This window comes from Chitinibacter sp. SCUT-21 (assembly GCA_041874755.1).
In the GTDB taxonomy this organism is placed as follows: domain Bacteria; phylum Pseudomonadota; class Gammaproteobacteria; order Burkholderiales; family Chitinibacteraceae; genus Chitinibacter.
The window spans coordinates 1,380,331-1,396,396 of record CP102611.1 but is presented as its reverse complement, the minus strand read 5'-3'; the positions used below and the strand labels follow the sequence as shown (position 1 = coordinate 1,396,396).

General features: G+C 47.0%; 10 protein-coding genes and 3 tRNA genes. 10 read left to right on the top strand and 3 right to left on the bottom strand.

From position 1 onward, the window contains the following. Positions 1-33 precede the first annotated feature (33 nt). Genes NT239_06360 through NT239_06345 form a run of 4 tightly spaced genes read left to right on the top strand, consistent with a single transcriptional unit; the run spans position 34 to position 6,761 of the window. Positions 34-1,479 (top strand): hypothetical protein, encoded by a 1,446-nt coding sequence (locus NT239_06360; protein ID XGA72449.1) that lies wholly within the window; start codon positions 34-36, stop codon positions 1,477-1,479. Beyond that, positions 1,476-2,927, top strand: coding sequence for a hypothetical protein (locus NT239_06355; protein XGA72448.1), 1,452 nt, complete (start codon positions 1,476-1,478; stop codon positions 2,925-2,927). The genes NT239_06360 and NT239_06355 overlap by 4 nt, the downstream gene beginning before the upstream one ends. Then, a complete protein-coding gene (locus NT239_06350) occupies positions 2,920-5,859 on the top strand; it encodes an ATP-binding protein (protein XGA72447.1) in 2,940 nt (979 codons plus the stop codon). Before NT239_06355 ends, NT239_06350 begins: the two co-directional genes overlap by 8 nt. Then, positions 5,856-6,761 carry a diguanylate cyclase gene (locus tag NT239_06345; GenBank protein ID XGA72446.1) on the top strand — a complete coding sequence of 302 codons (906 nt, stop codon included), beginning with the start codon at positions 5,856-5,858 and terminating at the stop codon, positions 6,759-6,761. Before NT239_06350 ends, NT239_06345 begins: the two co-directional genes overlap by 4 nt. Before the next feature lie 40 nt (positions 6,762-6,801). Here NT239_06345 and NT239_06340 read toward each other — a convergent pair whose 3' ends face one another. From NT239_06340 to lplT, 3 genes are read right to left on the bottom strand one after another with little or no spacing between them, the layout of a single operon-like run. After that, positions 6,802-9,873, bottom strand: a complete 3,072-nt coding sequence (locus NT239_06340) for an efflux RND transporter permease subunit (GenBank protein ID XGA72445.1) — start codon at positions 9,871-9,873, stop codon at positions 6,802-6,804. Next, complete coding sequence (locus NT239_06335; GenBank protein XGA72444.1) at positions 9,870-10,982, bottom strand: efflux RND transporter periplasmic adaptor subunit; 1,113 nt, start codon at positions 10,980-10,982, stop codon at positions 9,870-9,872. The genes NT239_06340 and NT239_06335 overlap by 4 nt, the downstream gene beginning before the upstream one ends. Before the next feature lie 18 nt (positions 10,983-11,000). Continuing rightward, positions 11,001-12,293 carry a lysophospholipid transporter LplT gene (gene lplT / locus NT239_06330; GenBank protein XGA72443.1) on the bottom strand — a complete coding sequence of 431 codons (1,293 nt, stop codon included), beginning with the start codon at positions 12,291-12,293 and terminating at the stop codon, positions 11,001-11,003. A 174-nt stretch (positions 12,294-12,467) separates the two neighbouring features. On the opposite strand from lplT, the gene NT239_06325 reads away from it, so the two are divergent. The 6 genes from NT239_06325 (at position 12,468) to NT239_06300 (ending at position 16,049) form a co-directional block, all read left to right on the top strand. Then, positions 12,468-13,085, top strand: a complete 618-nt coding sequence (locus NT239_06325; GenBank protein XGA72776.1) for a DedA family protein — start codon at positions 12,468-12,470, stop codon at positions 13,083-13,085. Between the two features lie 35 nt (positions 13,086-13,120). Further along, positions 13,121-14,191 (top strand): alanine racemase, encoded by a 1,071-nt coding sequence (gene alr / locus NT239_06320; protein XGA72442.1) that lies wholly within the window; start codon positions 13,121-13,123, stop codon positions 14,189-14,191. A gap of 107 nt (positions 14,192-14,298) precedes the next feature. Further along, the gene (locus NT239_06315) at positions 14,299-15,525 is read left to right on the top strand and encodes an aspartate kinase (GenBank protein ID XGA72441.1); all 1,227 of its coding nucleotides are present in this window, start codon (positions 14,299-14,301) and stop codon (positions 15,523-15,525) included. 225 nt (positions 15,526-15,750) lie between these two features. Further along, positions 15,751-15,844: transfer RNA gene (locus NT239_06310), tRNA-Ser, on the top strand. Between the two features lie 24 nt (positions 15,845-15,868). Then, a tRNA-Arg gene (locus NT239_06305) sits at positions 15,869-15,945 on the top strand. A 29-nt stretch (positions 15,946-15,974) separates the two neighbouring features. Continuing rightward, positions 15,975-16,049 (top strand) — tRNA-Glu (locus NT239_06300). Positions 16,050-16,066: the final 17 nt, after the last annotated feature.

Here is a 16,066-nt window from a genome sequence, read left to right as displayed (position 1 = left end):
ATAAAGAAGACACTGTCTTTCTAGGTGCTGCCTGTGCTGTATTCCCATTTAGAGCTGCAAGATATTGAGCAACAACTAGAGCAAATTGAGCTCTGGTTGCTTGGTGATCTTGAGCAGGCTTATCAAGCATCTCTTGAGCTTTTGCCGCTATCTTCTCAGCTTCCCCCTGCGCTAGAAATCCGTATCACAATGATCTATGGCAAAACGCTATGGGCTTACGGACGGTTTCAGCAGTCAATTCGTTATTTTAATCGCGCAATCAAACTTTCAAAATTAACAGAAGAATTTTTCTATTTGCCGGAGTTGTATCTTCGTAGAGGAATTGCATATTTTAGTTTGAAACGATATTTGAAGGCCGTCGAAGATTTTGTAATTTCATTAGACTTATCTGTTGAGGTGATGAGTTTTGATGAAATTATTGAATCTTATTTGTATTTGGGGGCCCTGTATGCGTTGTACGAAAAATATGAGGAAGCGAACGAACTCTTGAAGTTGGGTTTTTATCTAGCCAAAGTTGTTGATAGTCAGCGTTTGATAGCAAAGGGAAGTATTTTTATTGCAGGTGTGCTGATTGATAAAAAAGAATACCAATTGGCATTGGATATTATTTATGAGGCTGAAAGTTGTATTTTGGCGTATGGCGATATGACTTGGGTGGTTGAGGCTGGGAAAATAGCGGCCGTATGTTACCAGGGCTTAAATCGTATGGAAGAGGCGGAGTTATATTTCTGTGCGATGCTTGCATTGTCGAGGCAACAGAAACTAAATTGGGCTTGTGCGATTCTGAGTGTATTTTATGCGGAATATTTAGCTAATAAAGGATTAGGTGCAGTTGCGCGAGAATTGTTGGAATGTGCTGAGCCTGACCTGAGTCGGTATAAAGATTATTATTGTCTGATAAAGTTAAATGAAATAAAAATAAAATTGAGTGGAGCGGTTGGAGATTTCAAAGGTGCGCTGAAGCTAAGTAAAGATTTAAGTGATTTAAAAATGCAGCTGATAGATGGAGATGTTTTCTTTGTTGAAAAAAATAATAAGTTTAGATTGAAAAAATTTAATCGCCTGATGGCAGGTGTGAAGGAAAAAAGAGATGATATTTTAAATTATTTAGGTGGGTATCCTAAGTGTGGTTATAAAAATAAAGATATTGGAGAGTGTATTGCGAGTCGTTCACGTAGTGAAAAAATACTAGTTTTTAAGGTTGATGCACCTGTAGTTCAGAATGTGTATGTTGAAAGGAAGGTAAAGGCACTTTTCCAAGAAGCATGTGTTCATGATGAAATTTGGTTTCAATTGGCAGGGAATGAATTTGTTCTTTTCCCTTCAATTAAAAGTGATGCGCTGTCAGCTATGGCGAATCAACTGAAGTCATGCATCGATTGTTTCCCTTGGTCTTGGCATCGCTGTACTGCACCTACGGTTAGTTTTTCTATTTTAGAAATAAATGATCTTGTTGCGCGTTTAGAGGTGGTTGTATGACTGAGCTTAGCTTAGATCTGGATTCAGAAGTGGCAAACTTGCTAGGTCAGATTGAGTTGGGCTATTGGAAGTCTAATCAGGTTCAACAAAACGCATGTGTTGATTTATTAAGTATTTGTTTAAGAGCAAAACACCCGTTACTTGGATATGCATATATTTTACATGGGCGTAGCCTTCTCATTTCTGGGGAAGTAGAAGAAGCACAAATTAAGATCAAAAAAGGTATTAAAGTTTGTCAGCAAAATAGAGATTGTGCTCATCTTGCATTGGGATGGTTGTGGAAAGGTATTGTCCATGAAAGATTAACAGAATTGATTGATGCATATAAAAGCTGGTCGGCGTGCTTTTTGCTTTCGATTGAGCAGGATAATTTAGATTGTGCTATCGAGGCATATATTAATTTGGCATATTTGTATCATCAAGCTGGCTTGAGTAGAGATTCTCTTCGCTTGTTTGAAAATTGCTTTTCGATGATAGAGATGCTTGATAATAAAAAGCTATTGGCGAAATCGGGTATTCATTTCTCGAGTGTTCTTATTGCCGTTGGTGATTACGATGGTGCACTGTCTATTATTGATCGTGTTGAAATTGAAGTTATTTTGTACTCTGATATCACTTGGATTGTGCAGATTTGTAAAAATAAGGCTGAATGCCTCTGGCGCACTAATCGCCTAGATGATGCTAATCAGTGTTATGAATCTGGTCGTTTAATGGCAAATCGTTTTGAAATGTTTTGGGCCTATATTGACATATCATTATCATACGTGGAGTTGTTGCAAGAAATTAATGATTATGATCATGCTTGTTTGGTGGTTGAAGAAGTTGAACCTTGCTTCTCAATTTTTGAAGACGATCAACTTCGATTGAAGTGGCTAAGATTAAAATATTTGTGTTGCAAAAATAAAGGATTTTCGAAAGAAGCATTAGATTGTCTTAAAAAAATACCATCGTCTCCCGTTAGTGGTTTGAATGTGGATCAGTCAAAAATTGCAGAGTTTTTGTTGAATAAACTGGATGATATTTTGCATGATTTCAAAAAATGTGACCGTCTAGTTGAGCAGTCTGGAACTAGAATGACAAAACATAAACTTAAGGAGTTTATTGATCGATGCAGTAATAAATGGTGTGCGAATCGTATAGTGGAATTAATAGTTCGTGCTAAAGATACCCAAGAAGTATGGCAAAGAGTTGCCAGGATTATTTATGAGCGTTGCACAAATCATGATTTGTGGATATGCGTTTCGGCTGGGCATTACTATATCTATCCCGGCACAAACAGCGCAAGTTTATTTGAATTCTCTCGGGCCCTCAGCGCAGGTATTGAATTGCAGCCGTGGACTCGTTTGGGGGTCGGCAAGGTTCAGGTACGAAGTAGGATTTTAATGGTAGATGAAGCACTCCTGAGTCAGCTGAAAAATAAGACGGAACGAGGTTGGCATCGTGCGTGATGAATTTAATATAAAGCTCATGCAGCAAGAGCAATATCGTATACGTAATTTTGACCAGGCATTAATTTTGGCCGAAGAGTTATTGCAATTTGCAATCAATGATGGAATTTCCTCTGAGCTTGAATTGGCAACATTTTTAAAGGGCGAGGCTTTAGAAAAATTAGGGAGATTTGCTGAGGCAAAAAAATTACTATTAAGGTTAAAAAATGAAGTGTGCGAGAGAAATAAAAAAGATGAATTGTTGCTCGATGTTTATGAGTGTTTAGGTAAAGCATGCTACGCAATCGGTGAGTTGGATGAGGCTTTGGAATATTGGAGTGATTGTTTAGAGCTTGCACTGGAGCATCAGTCGATTGAGCATTACATAAAAGCATATACAGGGGTCGGTGGCATCTATCTGTACTTTGGTTTGTATAATGATTCATTGCATCATCATCTATTTGCCTTGGATTTCGCTAAAGAACTTGATAACCCAATTCTATCCATGATGCTAAATTTATGGTTAGGTAGCGATTATAATGAATTAGGTAAATATGAGCAGGCAATTAATCACTTAGAACTAGCAAGATCTTTTTATCGTCGACGCGCCGATATCGGACAAGTATGCGAGATTATCATGCATCTTGGCTTTTCTTATGCGGGCCTAGGGGATTGGAGTAAGGCTTCAAAGTTATTCAAGGAGAGTATACGTATTGCGGAGGAACATGCCCACTCATGGCCAATGGCTATGGCTCACATGGGCTTGGCTAAGATTTTTTTTGCGAAGGGAAGGAATGCTGAAGCTTTAAAATTAATTTTACTTGCACATAGATTTTCTATTGATAATCAATCAATTCATCATGAATTAAAAATATGCCAATTAGCTTCGCAAATTTACGAGGCGCTAGACGATTATGAGAATGCCTTACTCATGTTTGAGCGATATTATGAATTACAGTCTGCTCTATCTATGGCAAGACATAAAATTCAGTTGCAAAGTGCGGCGCTAAAAAAATTGAATCGATCTGAAGTTAGATTGAAACTTTTAAAAGCGGAGCAGCAAAAAAAGAATTTAGAGAATGAAAGAATTCAGCAGTTGGCCAAATTTGCTGCGGAAAAAGAAGCATTGATTGCGGTGAACAAAGCAAAGGGTGAGTTTTTGGCTTTGGTTAGCCACGAAATCCGAACCCCATTGTCTGGTGTGATAGGTATGCTTCGTTTAGCGTTGGCTCAGAATACCTTGCCCTCGTTAGCGAAAGAGCAAGTTTCAATTGGTCTTGAAAATGCAGAAATGCTGCTTGAAATTATTAATGATCTGTTAGATGCCTCCAAAATTGAGGCCGGTAAAATTTCTTTGGAGTTAATCCCATTTGATTTACATAAAATAATTGCTCAGGTTGCAGCTTTGTTCGCACCAAAAGCACAAGAAAAAGGATTAACTTTCCTTGTGGATGTCGCTTATTTACCCCATGAAGGCTGCTTGGGTGATCCTACTCGTATTCGTCAAGTTCTATTTAATCTGATTAGCAATGCGATTAAGTTTACTGAGTCCGGCAGTATTCGTTTGAGTGCATATCGAGATGGGGAGCAAATCAAATTTTCTATTACGGATACAGGCATCGGTTTAGATGAGCAAAGCTTAGGTCGCCTCTTCAATAAATTCGAGCAGGCTGATACTTCGACTACACGGAAATATGGTGGAACTGGCTTGGGGCTATCCATATGTCGAGCATTGATTGAATTGATGCATGGCTCAATTGCCGTAACGAGTCAGGTTGGAGAAGGTACCTGCTTTCGTGTTGATTTGCCTTTAGAACCGGTAGATTTATTGGAAAAAATAGATGAGGTATTGCCTGGTCCAGAGTTAATACCATATCAAATGAAGGTGCTTTATGCCGAGGATATTCCCACCAATCAACTCATAGTGCGATCTCAGTTGGAAGAGTTAGGTTTAAATTTACATGTGGTCGAAAATGGCTATGAAGCACTGATTGCCTTATCGCAGCAAGACTATGATTTGGTGTTAATGGATGGACGCATGCCTGTGATGGATGGCATTGAGGCAACCCATTTTATTCGGCAAGGCACTTATCGTGGCATTGATGTGCGAGATCCTGATATTTATATCGTCGCACTGACCGCGAATGCTGGCGCAGAAGAGCAGCAGGCTGGGGTTAAGGCCGGCATGAATGATTATTTACTCAAACCCATCGATCCTGCAAAGCTGCGCAAAGCGATTTTGGCCGCTGCAGAATATCAGCTAAGCCGCGGCAAAAAATTGCTGCCCCAATCGAATGCACAAGCCGGACAACGAGTAAAAATCAACGATGCTGATCGTATATTTCTCAATAAACTTGAATTGGCAGGCGTAGCAGTACAAGAAGCACTGCCACGCTTGAATAATAATGTGACCAGGTTTAAACGTTGGCTTTTGCAGTTTTTTACCGAGCAAAAACCGCTTTTTGCTGAGCTGGCAGAATCTGTCCAGACCTCGGATGTACCCAATTTAATGGCGCGAGTTCATGCGCTGCGCGGAGTTGCTGGGACGTTAGGGCTAACTGCCTTGTATGAGGCCGCCAGTCAGCTTGAGCAGGATCTAAATACGTTTGCCCGTCAAGGAGGGGTTTATCCAGATACCTCACTGCTGGAGCGCCACTGGAAATCAGCGCTAGATGCCATTTGTCCATTGTTAGACGATACCGCACCAAGTCCTGAAGCAAGCGCATCGACGTGTATGTTGCCGGAGGCATTGTTGGGGCCTGCAAAAGTGTTAAAAGAGGCATTGCTCGCCAATAGCCTGAGGGCCAGAACAAAATTGCAGTTACTGTCTGATTTAGTTGAGGACGAAAGCCTCCAAAAGGGATTGCAAGCCATCGAAAGGGCGCTTGATCGTTTAGATTATCCCGCGGCTTTGGCTGTGCTAATGCCATTGTTGCCAGAGGTAGAGCGATGAATCTCGATCCCTATATTTTGGTGGTTGACGACCAGATGGCGATTATTGAGGCGCTAGGCGAGTTATTGGGCGAGCAACATGATGTGAGGTTTGCTCTCAGTGCGCAGCAAGCGTTGCAGCAAATTGAACGGCAAACGCCTGATCTAATTTTGCTCGATATTATGATGCCCGATATGGATGGCTATGAGTTATGTCGCATTCTCAAATCGAGGCCGCAAACCACAGAAATTCCCGTAATCTTTATCACCGCATTAGCGACGCCAGCACAGGAAACCCGTGGTTTAGATGCGGGTGCGGTCGATTATATCGTGAAGCCTTTTAATCCCGCGATTGTTCGGGCACGGGTCCGGAATCATTTGGCTTTAAAGCATGCAAAAGATCAGTTACGCATTCTAGCTCAAACAGATAGCCTAACCGGCTTAGCCAATCGTCGCTATTTATTTGAGCGTCTGCAGCAAGAGTTTGAGCGTGCAGGGGCGCTTCCTGAGATCGCAGCGTTTGGTATTGTGTTGCTCGATATCGATTACTTTAAGCGTTTTAACGATAGCCAAGGTCATCTTGCGGGTGATTTTTGTTTGCAGCGTGTGACAGCGGCGGTAAAGGCAGAATTGCGCCATCCCAATGATTTAATGGCGCGCTATGGTGGTGAAGAATTTTGTTGCCTGTTGGCTGAAACCTCGCCTGAAAAAGCGCGCCAAATCGCAGAGCGGATATGTGCCTGCGTGGCCGAGTTGGCCATTCCACATCCCAAAGCTCCCGTACGGCATATCGTGACGATCAGCGCGGGTGTTGCGCATTGGCACCCAGAATGCGTGTCGGTTGAGGCCTTATTGCAGATTGCCGATCAAGCCCTGTACGCGGCTAAAGCCGCGGGCCGGAATCAAGCCTACTTCGGGGTATAGACTCGTAGGCTTTGCTGATTTTTGATTATGCTGGTATACCCTATTTGAGTTTCTTTTCCAATTTGGCCAGGCTCATATACAGTACAGGCGTAATGTACAATGTAATTAGTTGAGAAAAGAGCAAACCGCCGACAATCGCCACCCCTAGAGGTTGGCGCAATTCGGCGCCCGCCCCCAAACCCAGCGCGAGTGGCATTGCGCCCATCATTGCCGCCAATGTGGTCATCATAATCGGCCGGAACCGTTTTGCGCTGGCTTCACGTATCGCTTCAAGCGATGACAGTTGCGTTTTTCGCTCCGCCTCCAGCGCAAAGTCGATCATCATAATTGCGTTCTTTTTTACAATGCCGACCAAAAGCAAAATGCCGATCATCGCGATAAAAGTCAGTTCCAAACCAATTAACTGCAGCGCCAGCAGTGCGCCGATCGCCGCCGATGGAATCCCGGCCAGAATGGTAATTGGATGAATCCAGCTTTCGTACAGCACGCCCAGTACCACATAAATGACAGCCACTGCCGCCAAAATCAGCCACAACTGGCTGGTTTGCGTCTGTTGATACAGGGCCGCATCACCAGCGAACCCCCCAAAAATAGAGGCGGGCAGGCCGATTTCGCTTTGCGCCGCTTCAATGGCTTTGGCCGCATCCGACAACGACGCGCCCTCGGCTAAGTTGAACGACAGCGTAATTGCTGGCAGTTGGCCTTGGTGGTTAATCGTGGTGGTCACCGCGGTGCGCTCGACAGTGGCAAAGCTGCTGAGCGGAATTAAGCTGCCGTTTTTACTGCGCACGTGCAGTTTTGCCAGTTTGCTTTCGTCGCTGCGATCGGCTTCATTTAGTAGCATCAGCACCGAATAGCTATCTTGCGGCGCATAAATGCTCGCCACTTCGCGCTCGCCATACGCGGCGTAGAGGGTGTCGCGCAAGGTTTGTAAATCAACGCCCAGTTCGGCCGCGCGATCTCGATTGATATTGAGTTTGGCTTGTAGTGTTTTTTGATCGGCATCCGAATTGACATCGCGGAAAATTGCTTTGCTCGCCAGTGCGGCCTGCAATTTATTGCTCCAGTCTTCCAAATCATTGGCTTTTACCGCTTGCAGCGTGTATTGATAACTACTTTTGCCGCTGCGCCCGCCAATATTCAAGTTTTGCGTAGGGCGGTAAAACACGTTCACACCGGCGATTTTACCGGTGTCCTTGCGCAAACTTTCCAGCGTTTTTTGCATATTGGCGCGCTCATTGCGCGGCTTGAGCGTGATAAATAATCGCCCACCATTGCCCGAGCTGCCTAAGCTGGATGCCACGCTGGCTACGTTTGGGTTTTTGGCAACGACGCTGGCGACGCGCTGCTGCAATTGCAGCAGCGCAGGGTAGCTAATATCGGGCGACATATCGACGCTGGCTTGTACTTGGCCGATGTCTTCTTGCGGGAAAAAGCCTTTTGGAATCGCGATATACAGCCATGCGGTCAACGCAAAAGTGCCCAGCGTGACGAGCAGCATCCAGACGCGATGCTGCAATACCCACGCCAAGCTGCGCTGATAGGCGGCGAGCAGGCGGTTAAACATCGCTTCAAAATAGCGGCTCCAAGCCGGCTCGTGCTGAGTGCTGTCGGCGGTTTCTGGCTTTAAAAACCGAGCAGCAAACAGCGGAATCAGAGTTAATGACACCAACATGGAGACCAAAATTGCCAGCGAGACGACGACGGCGAACTCATGAAACAGCAGCCCCATCGTGCCGGGCATAAAGAAAATCGGGATAAAAACGGCGACCAAGGAGATTGAAATCGACACGACGGTAAAGCTGACTTCGCCCGCGCCTTTGATCGCCGCATCCCAGGGTTTCATGCCTTCTTCAATATGCCGGACAATGTTTTCTAGCACCACAATCGCATCGTCAACCACAAGGCCGAGTGCGACGGTTAAGCCCATTAGGGAGATATTGTCCAAGCTATACCCTAGCCAGTACATCAATGCAAACGTTGCTAGCAAAGAGATAGGGAGCGATACCGAGGGGATTAAGGTCGCGGCTGCACGGCGCAGGAAGAGCAATACCGACATCACGACCAAGCCCAGTGTCAACACTAGGGTGAGGTTGACGTCGTGGATCGATTCGCGGATCGACGTTGATCTGTCGTTTAATTCGCGCAATTGCACCGAAGCGGGCATTTGTGCTTTGAGCTTAGGTAGCATCGCCTTGATCGCGTCGATTGTCGCCACGGTATTGGCGCCAGGTTGGCGCTGCACTGCAAGAATAATCGAGCGCTCGCCATTCACCCAGCTGCCCGATTTGATATTCTCTACACTGTCTTCAACCGTGGCGACATCCTTTAATCGCACCATACCGCCTAGATCACTGCCGCGATTGGCGACGATGACTTCGGCAAATTCAGCAGCATTTTTAAGCTGTTCATTCGCTTGCAGCATCAGGGTTTGTCGTTCGCCTTCTAGTTGACCGACTGGCGAGTTCGCGTTGGCTGTTTTTAGCGCACTGGCTAATTCGGGCAGGGCAATATTACGGGCGTTTAATTTGTCGGGGTCGACAGAAATGCGGATGGCGTATTTTTTCTGGCCGTAAATTTGTACTTGTGCCACACCGTCGATCGTCGAGAGGGCTGGTGCGATTAAATTGTCGGAGTAATCGTTCAACTGCGATAAAGACATCGACGGCGAATTAATCGCCAGCATCAATATTGGTGCATCAGATGGATTCACTTTGCGATAGCTGGGCGGGCTTTTCATATCGCTTGGCAGGGCGCGATTGGCGCGATACAGCGCGGCTTGTACGTCAACGGCGGCTGATTCAATATCGCGGCTGGGCGCAAATTCCAATGTGATCGACGTGCTGCCCAAGCGAGAGCTTGAGCTCATCATCACCAAACCTGGAATTGTCGAAAATTGCTTTTCCAGCGGTGTGGCCACCGAGTTGGCCATGGTTTCTGGTGAGGCGCCGCTTAAACTGGCTGAAACATTGATCGTTGGCGTGTCGTAGCTAGGCAGTGCCGAGATCGGCAAATGAAACCATGCAATGACGCCTGCCACCATCACGGCAAGCCACAGCAATAAAGTTGCCACGGGGCGATGGATCGCCCACCATGAAATCCCTTGGCTCATTTTGCGCTGGCCTCACTGCTGGCTTTTGCGGGGCGGCTGCCTTCAAGCACTTTGCCGCCAGGGCGAACATTTTGGCCGCCTTCTCGCACGACTTTGGTGCCGACACTTAGCCCATCCACTAAGGCTTGGCCGTCGTGAATGCGTTTAACGGTGATATTTTGCGCTTGCACTTTTTGATCTGGGCCTATCACATATACAAAGCGCTGCTCGGGGCCTGTTTGAATCGCTTGCAAGGGCAAAACCATGCCTTGTTCATTGCTCAGTTGGACTTGAATGCCGGTGCTTAAGCCGGGCCACAGTTGGCGATCGGTGTTGGTAAACTCGGCCTTGGCGAGCAAGGTGCCGCTGTTTTTCTCGACGGAGCTATCTAAAAAGACCAATTTGCCTTCTCGCTTGCTGCCATCGGGTAGCGTTGCCGCTACTTTCAATTGCGCGCGGGCGGCAAGCAGTGCCGGTAAATCACGTTCGGGGACATTAAAACTAATGCGAACCGGGTCGAGTTGCGTCAAGGTTACCAAAGGCTCGCTGCTATTGGCCTGCGCCAATCCGCCTGTGCGAATATTGATTTTGCCGGTGCGGCCAGCAAACGGTGCAACAATACGCGTGAATGAGAGTTGCACTGCGGCGGCAGTTTGATCTGCTTGTGCGGCGGCCAATTGCGCGCGTAGGCTTTCGGCCTTGGCGCGTGCGGTATCGACGGCCGATGGTGAAATAAATTTGGCCTGCGCCAATTCAATGGAGCGCGATAGATTCCGATCTGCTTCGGCCAATTGCGCTTTGATTTGCTGGGTTACCGCTTGGCTACGATTGGCTTGCGCCATATCGTTACGTGCATCCAGTGTAAATAGCAATTGACCCGCTTTGACTTCGTCGCCCTCTTTAAAATGAATACCCGCAATTTGCGCGCTAATTTGCGGGCGAATCTCGACCATTTGTGTGGCTTCGACGTGGCCACTGGTATTGATGATTTGGGGTAATTCACCTTGTTTGACCGTGGTGCTAACGACAACGGTCGGGCGCTCTTGCTTTTGTGGTTTTTCTTTAGGGCTGCATGCGAGCAGCAGGCTGGCGCTAATAAGGGCAAATAGAGGGCCAGCTGTGAAATTCATTGGTTTTTTTCTCATTGTTTAATCGTGCAGCAAACCTAATTTTAAATTGCGGCGGTAGCGCAGCATAATCCAGCTCATCACTGCGATCACAAAACCGCCAAATAATAGAATAATCAATACCATTGGCGGCATGCCAGAATGCGCAAATTGCTGGTGTAGTAGTGTGCTTGCGCCAGCGTTGACAGGCGTACTCCAGTGTTTAATCAAGAACGCATGCAGGCCGACCATAACTAAAATACCTAGATTTTCATTGAAGTTTTGCACCGCAATCGAATGTCCTGCACCCATCAGGCTATGACCTCGATGTTGCAGCATGGCGTTGAGCGGCACAACAAAAAATCCAGATAAAGCGCCAATAATGATCATTAATAACGCGGCGACTGCAATTTGGTTGACCCACAACATCGCAATCACTAAGGCGCCCATCACAATACCAGCCCAAAGTACGGTAAAGGCTTTGTGCAAGGGTACCCAACGGCCCGCAGCAATCGCGCCGATCGCGATGCCAATTGCTACGAGCGCAATTAATTGACTGGCTTGTTCGATTTTTAGCGCCAACCAAATGACAGCCCAATTTAGAACAACCAGCCGCATCGTGGCACCTGCACCCCAAAATAGGGTGGTCACCCCGAGCGAGAGTTGCCCTTGTGGGTCGCGCCATAAGCGTTTTACGCACCAAGCAAATTCTTTGGCCTGATGAATCGGATCGAGGTGCAGTGGTTTTAGGCGGACATTGAGTTTGGGAATAAAGTAATTAATATAGGCCGCCAATAAATAAATCAGGACCGTGGCAGCAATGGCAAAATGCGCTGGGCTAAAGATACTGCCTAATGTATTGCTGTTTAGCCATGATTGGATGCGGACTCCGGATAAATACCCTCCAATGATAGTGCCAAAAATAATCGCCCCCACCGTAGCACCTTCGAGCCAGCCATTGGCTTTAACCAACTGATCATGGGGTAAATATTCAGTAATGATGCCGTATTTGGCGGGCGAGTAGGCCGCTGCGCCAAAACCAACTATTGCGTACGCAAAAATAGCCGGCATTCCAAAAATCATACACAAACAGCCCGCCAGTTTGATGCCATTGCAAATGAGCATGGCGCGGCTTTTGTGCATCGAATCGGCAAAGGCCCCAGCGTAGGGTGCGATGACTACATAGGATACGGTAAAGGCCCAGAGCAGCATCGACAAATGCCATTCGGGCGCTTGCTGTTCTTTGAGTAGGGCAAGCGCCGCAAAAAATAGAGCATTGTCGGCCAGCGCAGAAAAAAATTGCGCACCTAAAATCAAAAAGAAACCACGGTTCATCGCGCAGGCCTTGGGGCTAATTAGCTAGGATGGCATGCTATATCGGCATGTGAAAACTGCTTATAGCATGGATTGATGACAATCAAACTGCGCTTTGTCATCAAATTGCCGCAAATTAAAAAACCTAGGCTCGTGCTATCATCTGCGCCATTGGCCTTTTTTCTGACGGTTGTTATGGATATCCTTCAGTCGCTCATCGGGATTTTTACGGATTACGGTTATTTGGCCGTGTTCACGGTATTGCTAATCTGTGGTTTTGGCGTACCTATTCCTGAAGACGTGTCACTTGTTGCGGGCGGCGTTATTTCTGGGCTCGGCTATGCCAATGTTCATACCATGTTTGCCGTCGGGATGGCGGGGGTACTGATTGGCGATAGCTGCATGTTCCTACTGGGGCGCTACTTTGGGACGACCTTGCTGGAACATCGCTACTTTAAGCGCATGATGACGCCCGAACGCTACGAGGCGGTACAAGATAAATTCGAGCGTTATGGTAATCGCGTCTTGTTTGTTGCGCGTTTTTTACCAGGCTTGCGGGCCCCGATTTATTTAACCGCGGGCATGTCGTGCAAAATTTCCTATCTGCGCTTTTTATTGCTCGATGGTTTTGCAGCCTTGATTAGTGTGCCGATCTGGGTCTATTTGGGCTATTACGGTGCGTCAAACCATCAGTGGTTAATGACTTGGTTGGGCCGTGGGCAAACAGCAATTTTTGTTCTGGTTGGCATTGTGGCGGTGATTGTCGGTGTTTGGTACTTCAGAAACAAACGCGCCAAACCCAACAATAACTAAGTTTGCATTAGCAGCTATTTTTGAGTTTTAACACCATGTCTCGTCCGATTGAGGCTGTAATCCACAGCAATGCATTGGCGCATAACTATCAAGTCATCAAGCAGCGCGCGCCAAACGCCCGTGCCTTTGCAGTGATAAAAGCCAATGGCTATGGCCATGGTGCGGCGCGCGTGGTCGCGGCTTTGCGCAATGCCGACGGATTTGCAATTCTTGAATTTGGTACGGCGCTGCAATTGCGCCAGCAAGGCATAACACAACCGATCTTATTGCTCGAAGGCGTGTTTAGCCGTGATGAGCTTCAGCAATGTGCGCAGCACAATATTATGCTGGCGATTCATCAGGCTCAGCATTTGGATTGGTTGCGCGATACTCCTCTGAATGCGCCCGTCGATGTTTTCCTTAAACTCAATACCGGCATGAACCGCCTTGGCTTTGTGGCAGAAAGTGCCCCAGCAATTGTCGATCAATTGCGGGCGATGCCCAATGTGGCCAGTGTCACGCTGATGACGCATTTTGCAACTGCGGATGAGCCAGAAAAAGGGATTGCCAAACAGTGGCATCGTTTTCAGACGGTGACTGCGGATTTGGATTGTCCACGCTCCTTGGCTAATTCGGCTGCAGTGTTTGCCTATCCTGAAGTGCATGCGGACTGGGTGAGACCTGGCATTGCCTTGTATGGCTCGTCGCCGTTTGCTCATTTATCTGCGGCGGATTTGGGCTTGCAAGCTGCAATGACATTGCGCTCACGGATTATCGCAGTTCAACATTTACAAGCGGGTGACACGGTGGGCTATGGCGCTACTTTTACCGCTGATCGTGAAATGCGGATTGGTGTGGTGGCCTGCGGCTATGCTGATGGCTATCCACGCCACGCCCCAACGGGTACACCTGTCATCGTTGCAGGGCAAACGACGCGGATTTTAGGTCGCGTCTCGATGGATATGTTGTGCGTTGATCTGACGGATATCCCTCAGGCTCAGATTGATAGTGAGGTGGAACTTTGGGGGGCGCACTTGTCTATTGATGCGGTGGCGCAAGCCGCAGGCACGATTGCCTACGAATTAATGTGTGCAATTACACAGCGAGTATCAATACGTTTGGATTAAATGTGTGCAGTAAGTCGGGGTATTTGCGGTTTGATTATCCCAACAAGCTGTGGTTTCAATTACAATAATCCGGTTTTATTAATTTTTTTCCAGCCTGCAGGTTAATCATGGCATTGATCGTCCAAAAATATGGCGGCACATCGGTTGGGTCTCCTGATCGCATCAAAAATGTAGCGCGCCGCGTCGCCAAGTTTAAAGCCCAAGGGCATGACTTGGTGGTGGTAGTGTCTGCGATGTCAGGCGAAACCAACCGTCTGATCGCTCTGGCTAAAGAAGTTCAAGCGAATCCTGATCCACGTGAACTCGACGTGATCGTTTCTACCGGTGAGCAAGTTACGATTGGCTTGCTGGTGATGGCATTAAAAGAGATTGGTTTGGATGCGGTTTCGTATACTGGTGCTCAAGTTAAAATCTTGACCGATAGCTCGCACACCAAAGCGCGTATCCAACACATCGACGACGCGAATATGCGCGCTGATTTGAATGCTGGTCGCGTGGTGGTGGTTGCTGGTTTCCAAGGTGTAGATCCAAACGGCAATATCACGACCTTGGGTCGTGGTGGTTCGGATACTTCGGGCGTGGCGTTGGCTGCGGCCTTGAAGGCGGATGAATGCCAAATTTATACCGACGTGGATGGGGTTTATACCACTGACCCACGCGTGGTGCCAGAAGCGAAAAAGCTCAAAACGATTACGTTTGAAGAAATGCTCGAAATGGCGAGCTTGGGCTCAAAGATTTTGCAAATTCGCTCGGTTGAGTTTGCAGGTAAATACAATGTGAAATTGCGCGTACTGTCCTCGTTCCAAGAAGAAGGCGAGGGTACGTTGATTACTTTTGAGGAAGACTCTACCGTGGAAAAACCAGTCATCTCTGGCATCGCCTTTAATCGCGACGAAGCCCGCATCAATGTGATCGGTGTTCCTGACAAACCAGGCATTGCTTACCAAATCTTAGGCCCAGTAGCGGATGCGAATATCGACGTTGATATGATCATTCAAAACGTGGGTCAAGATGGTACTACTGATTTCTCATTCACCGTACCAAAAGGTGAAATGGCACGTGCAGTGAAAGTGCTGGAAGGCGTACAAAGCCAAATCGGTGGTAAATCGGTTTCTGGCGACGACAAGATTTGTAAAGTATCGATCGTCGGCGTAGGTATGCGCTCTCACGTGGGTGTTGCATCAACGATGTTCCGCACTCTGGCGGAAGAAGGCATCAATATCCAAATGATTTCAACTTCAGAAATCAAAATCTCTGTGGTTGTGGACGAGAAATACCTCGAGTTGGCTGTACGTGTACTGCACAAGGCATTCGGCCTGGATCAGCAAGGCTAATTGCCCTTGCTTCAAACTAGCCGCCGCTACTGCTGATGCAGTCGGCGGCTTTTTTTATGGTTGTTGCTGCTGCATTTTGTGTGGATGCGCGTGTAGTTGAAAGCTTAACCGCAGATTGTAAAAATTTTGCCTTTCTAGTGAGGTACTTATGCAACTGAGCCAAAAAAATTGACGATAAGTGTTGACGGGGTTCTGGGGGGTGGGTATTATCTCGCTTCTCTGAACGGAGACGTGGATGAGTGGCTGAAATCACCTCCCTGCTAAGGAGACATACGGGCTAAAACCTGTATCGAGGGTTCGAATCCCTCCGTCTCCGCCAGAGGCTGTAATTGTTGTGTAGTGTGCGCCCGTAGCTCAGTTGGATAGAGTATTTGGCTACGAACCAAAGGGTCGGGCGTTCGAATCGCTCCGGGCGCACCAACATCACAATGCAGATAGAAATTGTAAATGTCCCTATAGTTTAGCGGTTAGAACACTGCCCTTTCACGGCGGCGGCCGGGGTTCGATTCCCCGTGGGGACGCCAACAATTTCAAGCAAATT

Excerpts from the sequence above, each read along its gene's own strand:
- NT239_06335 (XGA72444.1), bottom strand. The coding sequence starts at position 10,982 with ATGAATTTCACAGCTGGCCCTCTATTTGCCCTTATTAGCGCCAGCCTG.
- NT239_06325 (XGA72776.1), top strand. The coding sequence starts at position 12,468 with ATGGATATCCTTCAGTCGCTCATCGGGATTTTTACGGATTACGGTTAT.
- NT239_06355 (XGA72448.1), top strand. The coding sequence starts at position 1,476 with ATGACTGAGCTTAGCTTAGATCTGGATTCAGAAGTGGCAAACTTGCTA.
- alr (XGA72442.1), top strand. The coding sequence starts at position 13,121 with ATGTCTCGTCCGATTGAGGCTGTAATCCACAGCAATGCATTGGCGCAT.
- NT239_06340 (XGA72445.1), bottom strand. The coding sequence starts at position 9,873 with ATGAGCCAAGGGATTTCATGGTGGGCGATCCATCGCCCCGTGGCAACT.
- NT239_06345 (XGA72446.1), top strand. The coding sequence starts at position 5,856 with ATGAATCTCGATCCCTATATTTTGGTGGTTGACGACCAGATGGCGATT.
- lplT (XGA72443.1), bottom strand. The coding sequence starts at position 12,293 with ATGAACCGTGGTTTCTTTTTGATTTTAGGTGCGCAATTTTTTTCTGCG.
- NT239_06315 (XGA72441.1), top strand. The coding sequence starts at position 14,299 with ATGGCATTGATCGTCCAAAAATATGGCGGCACATCGGTTGGGTCTCCT.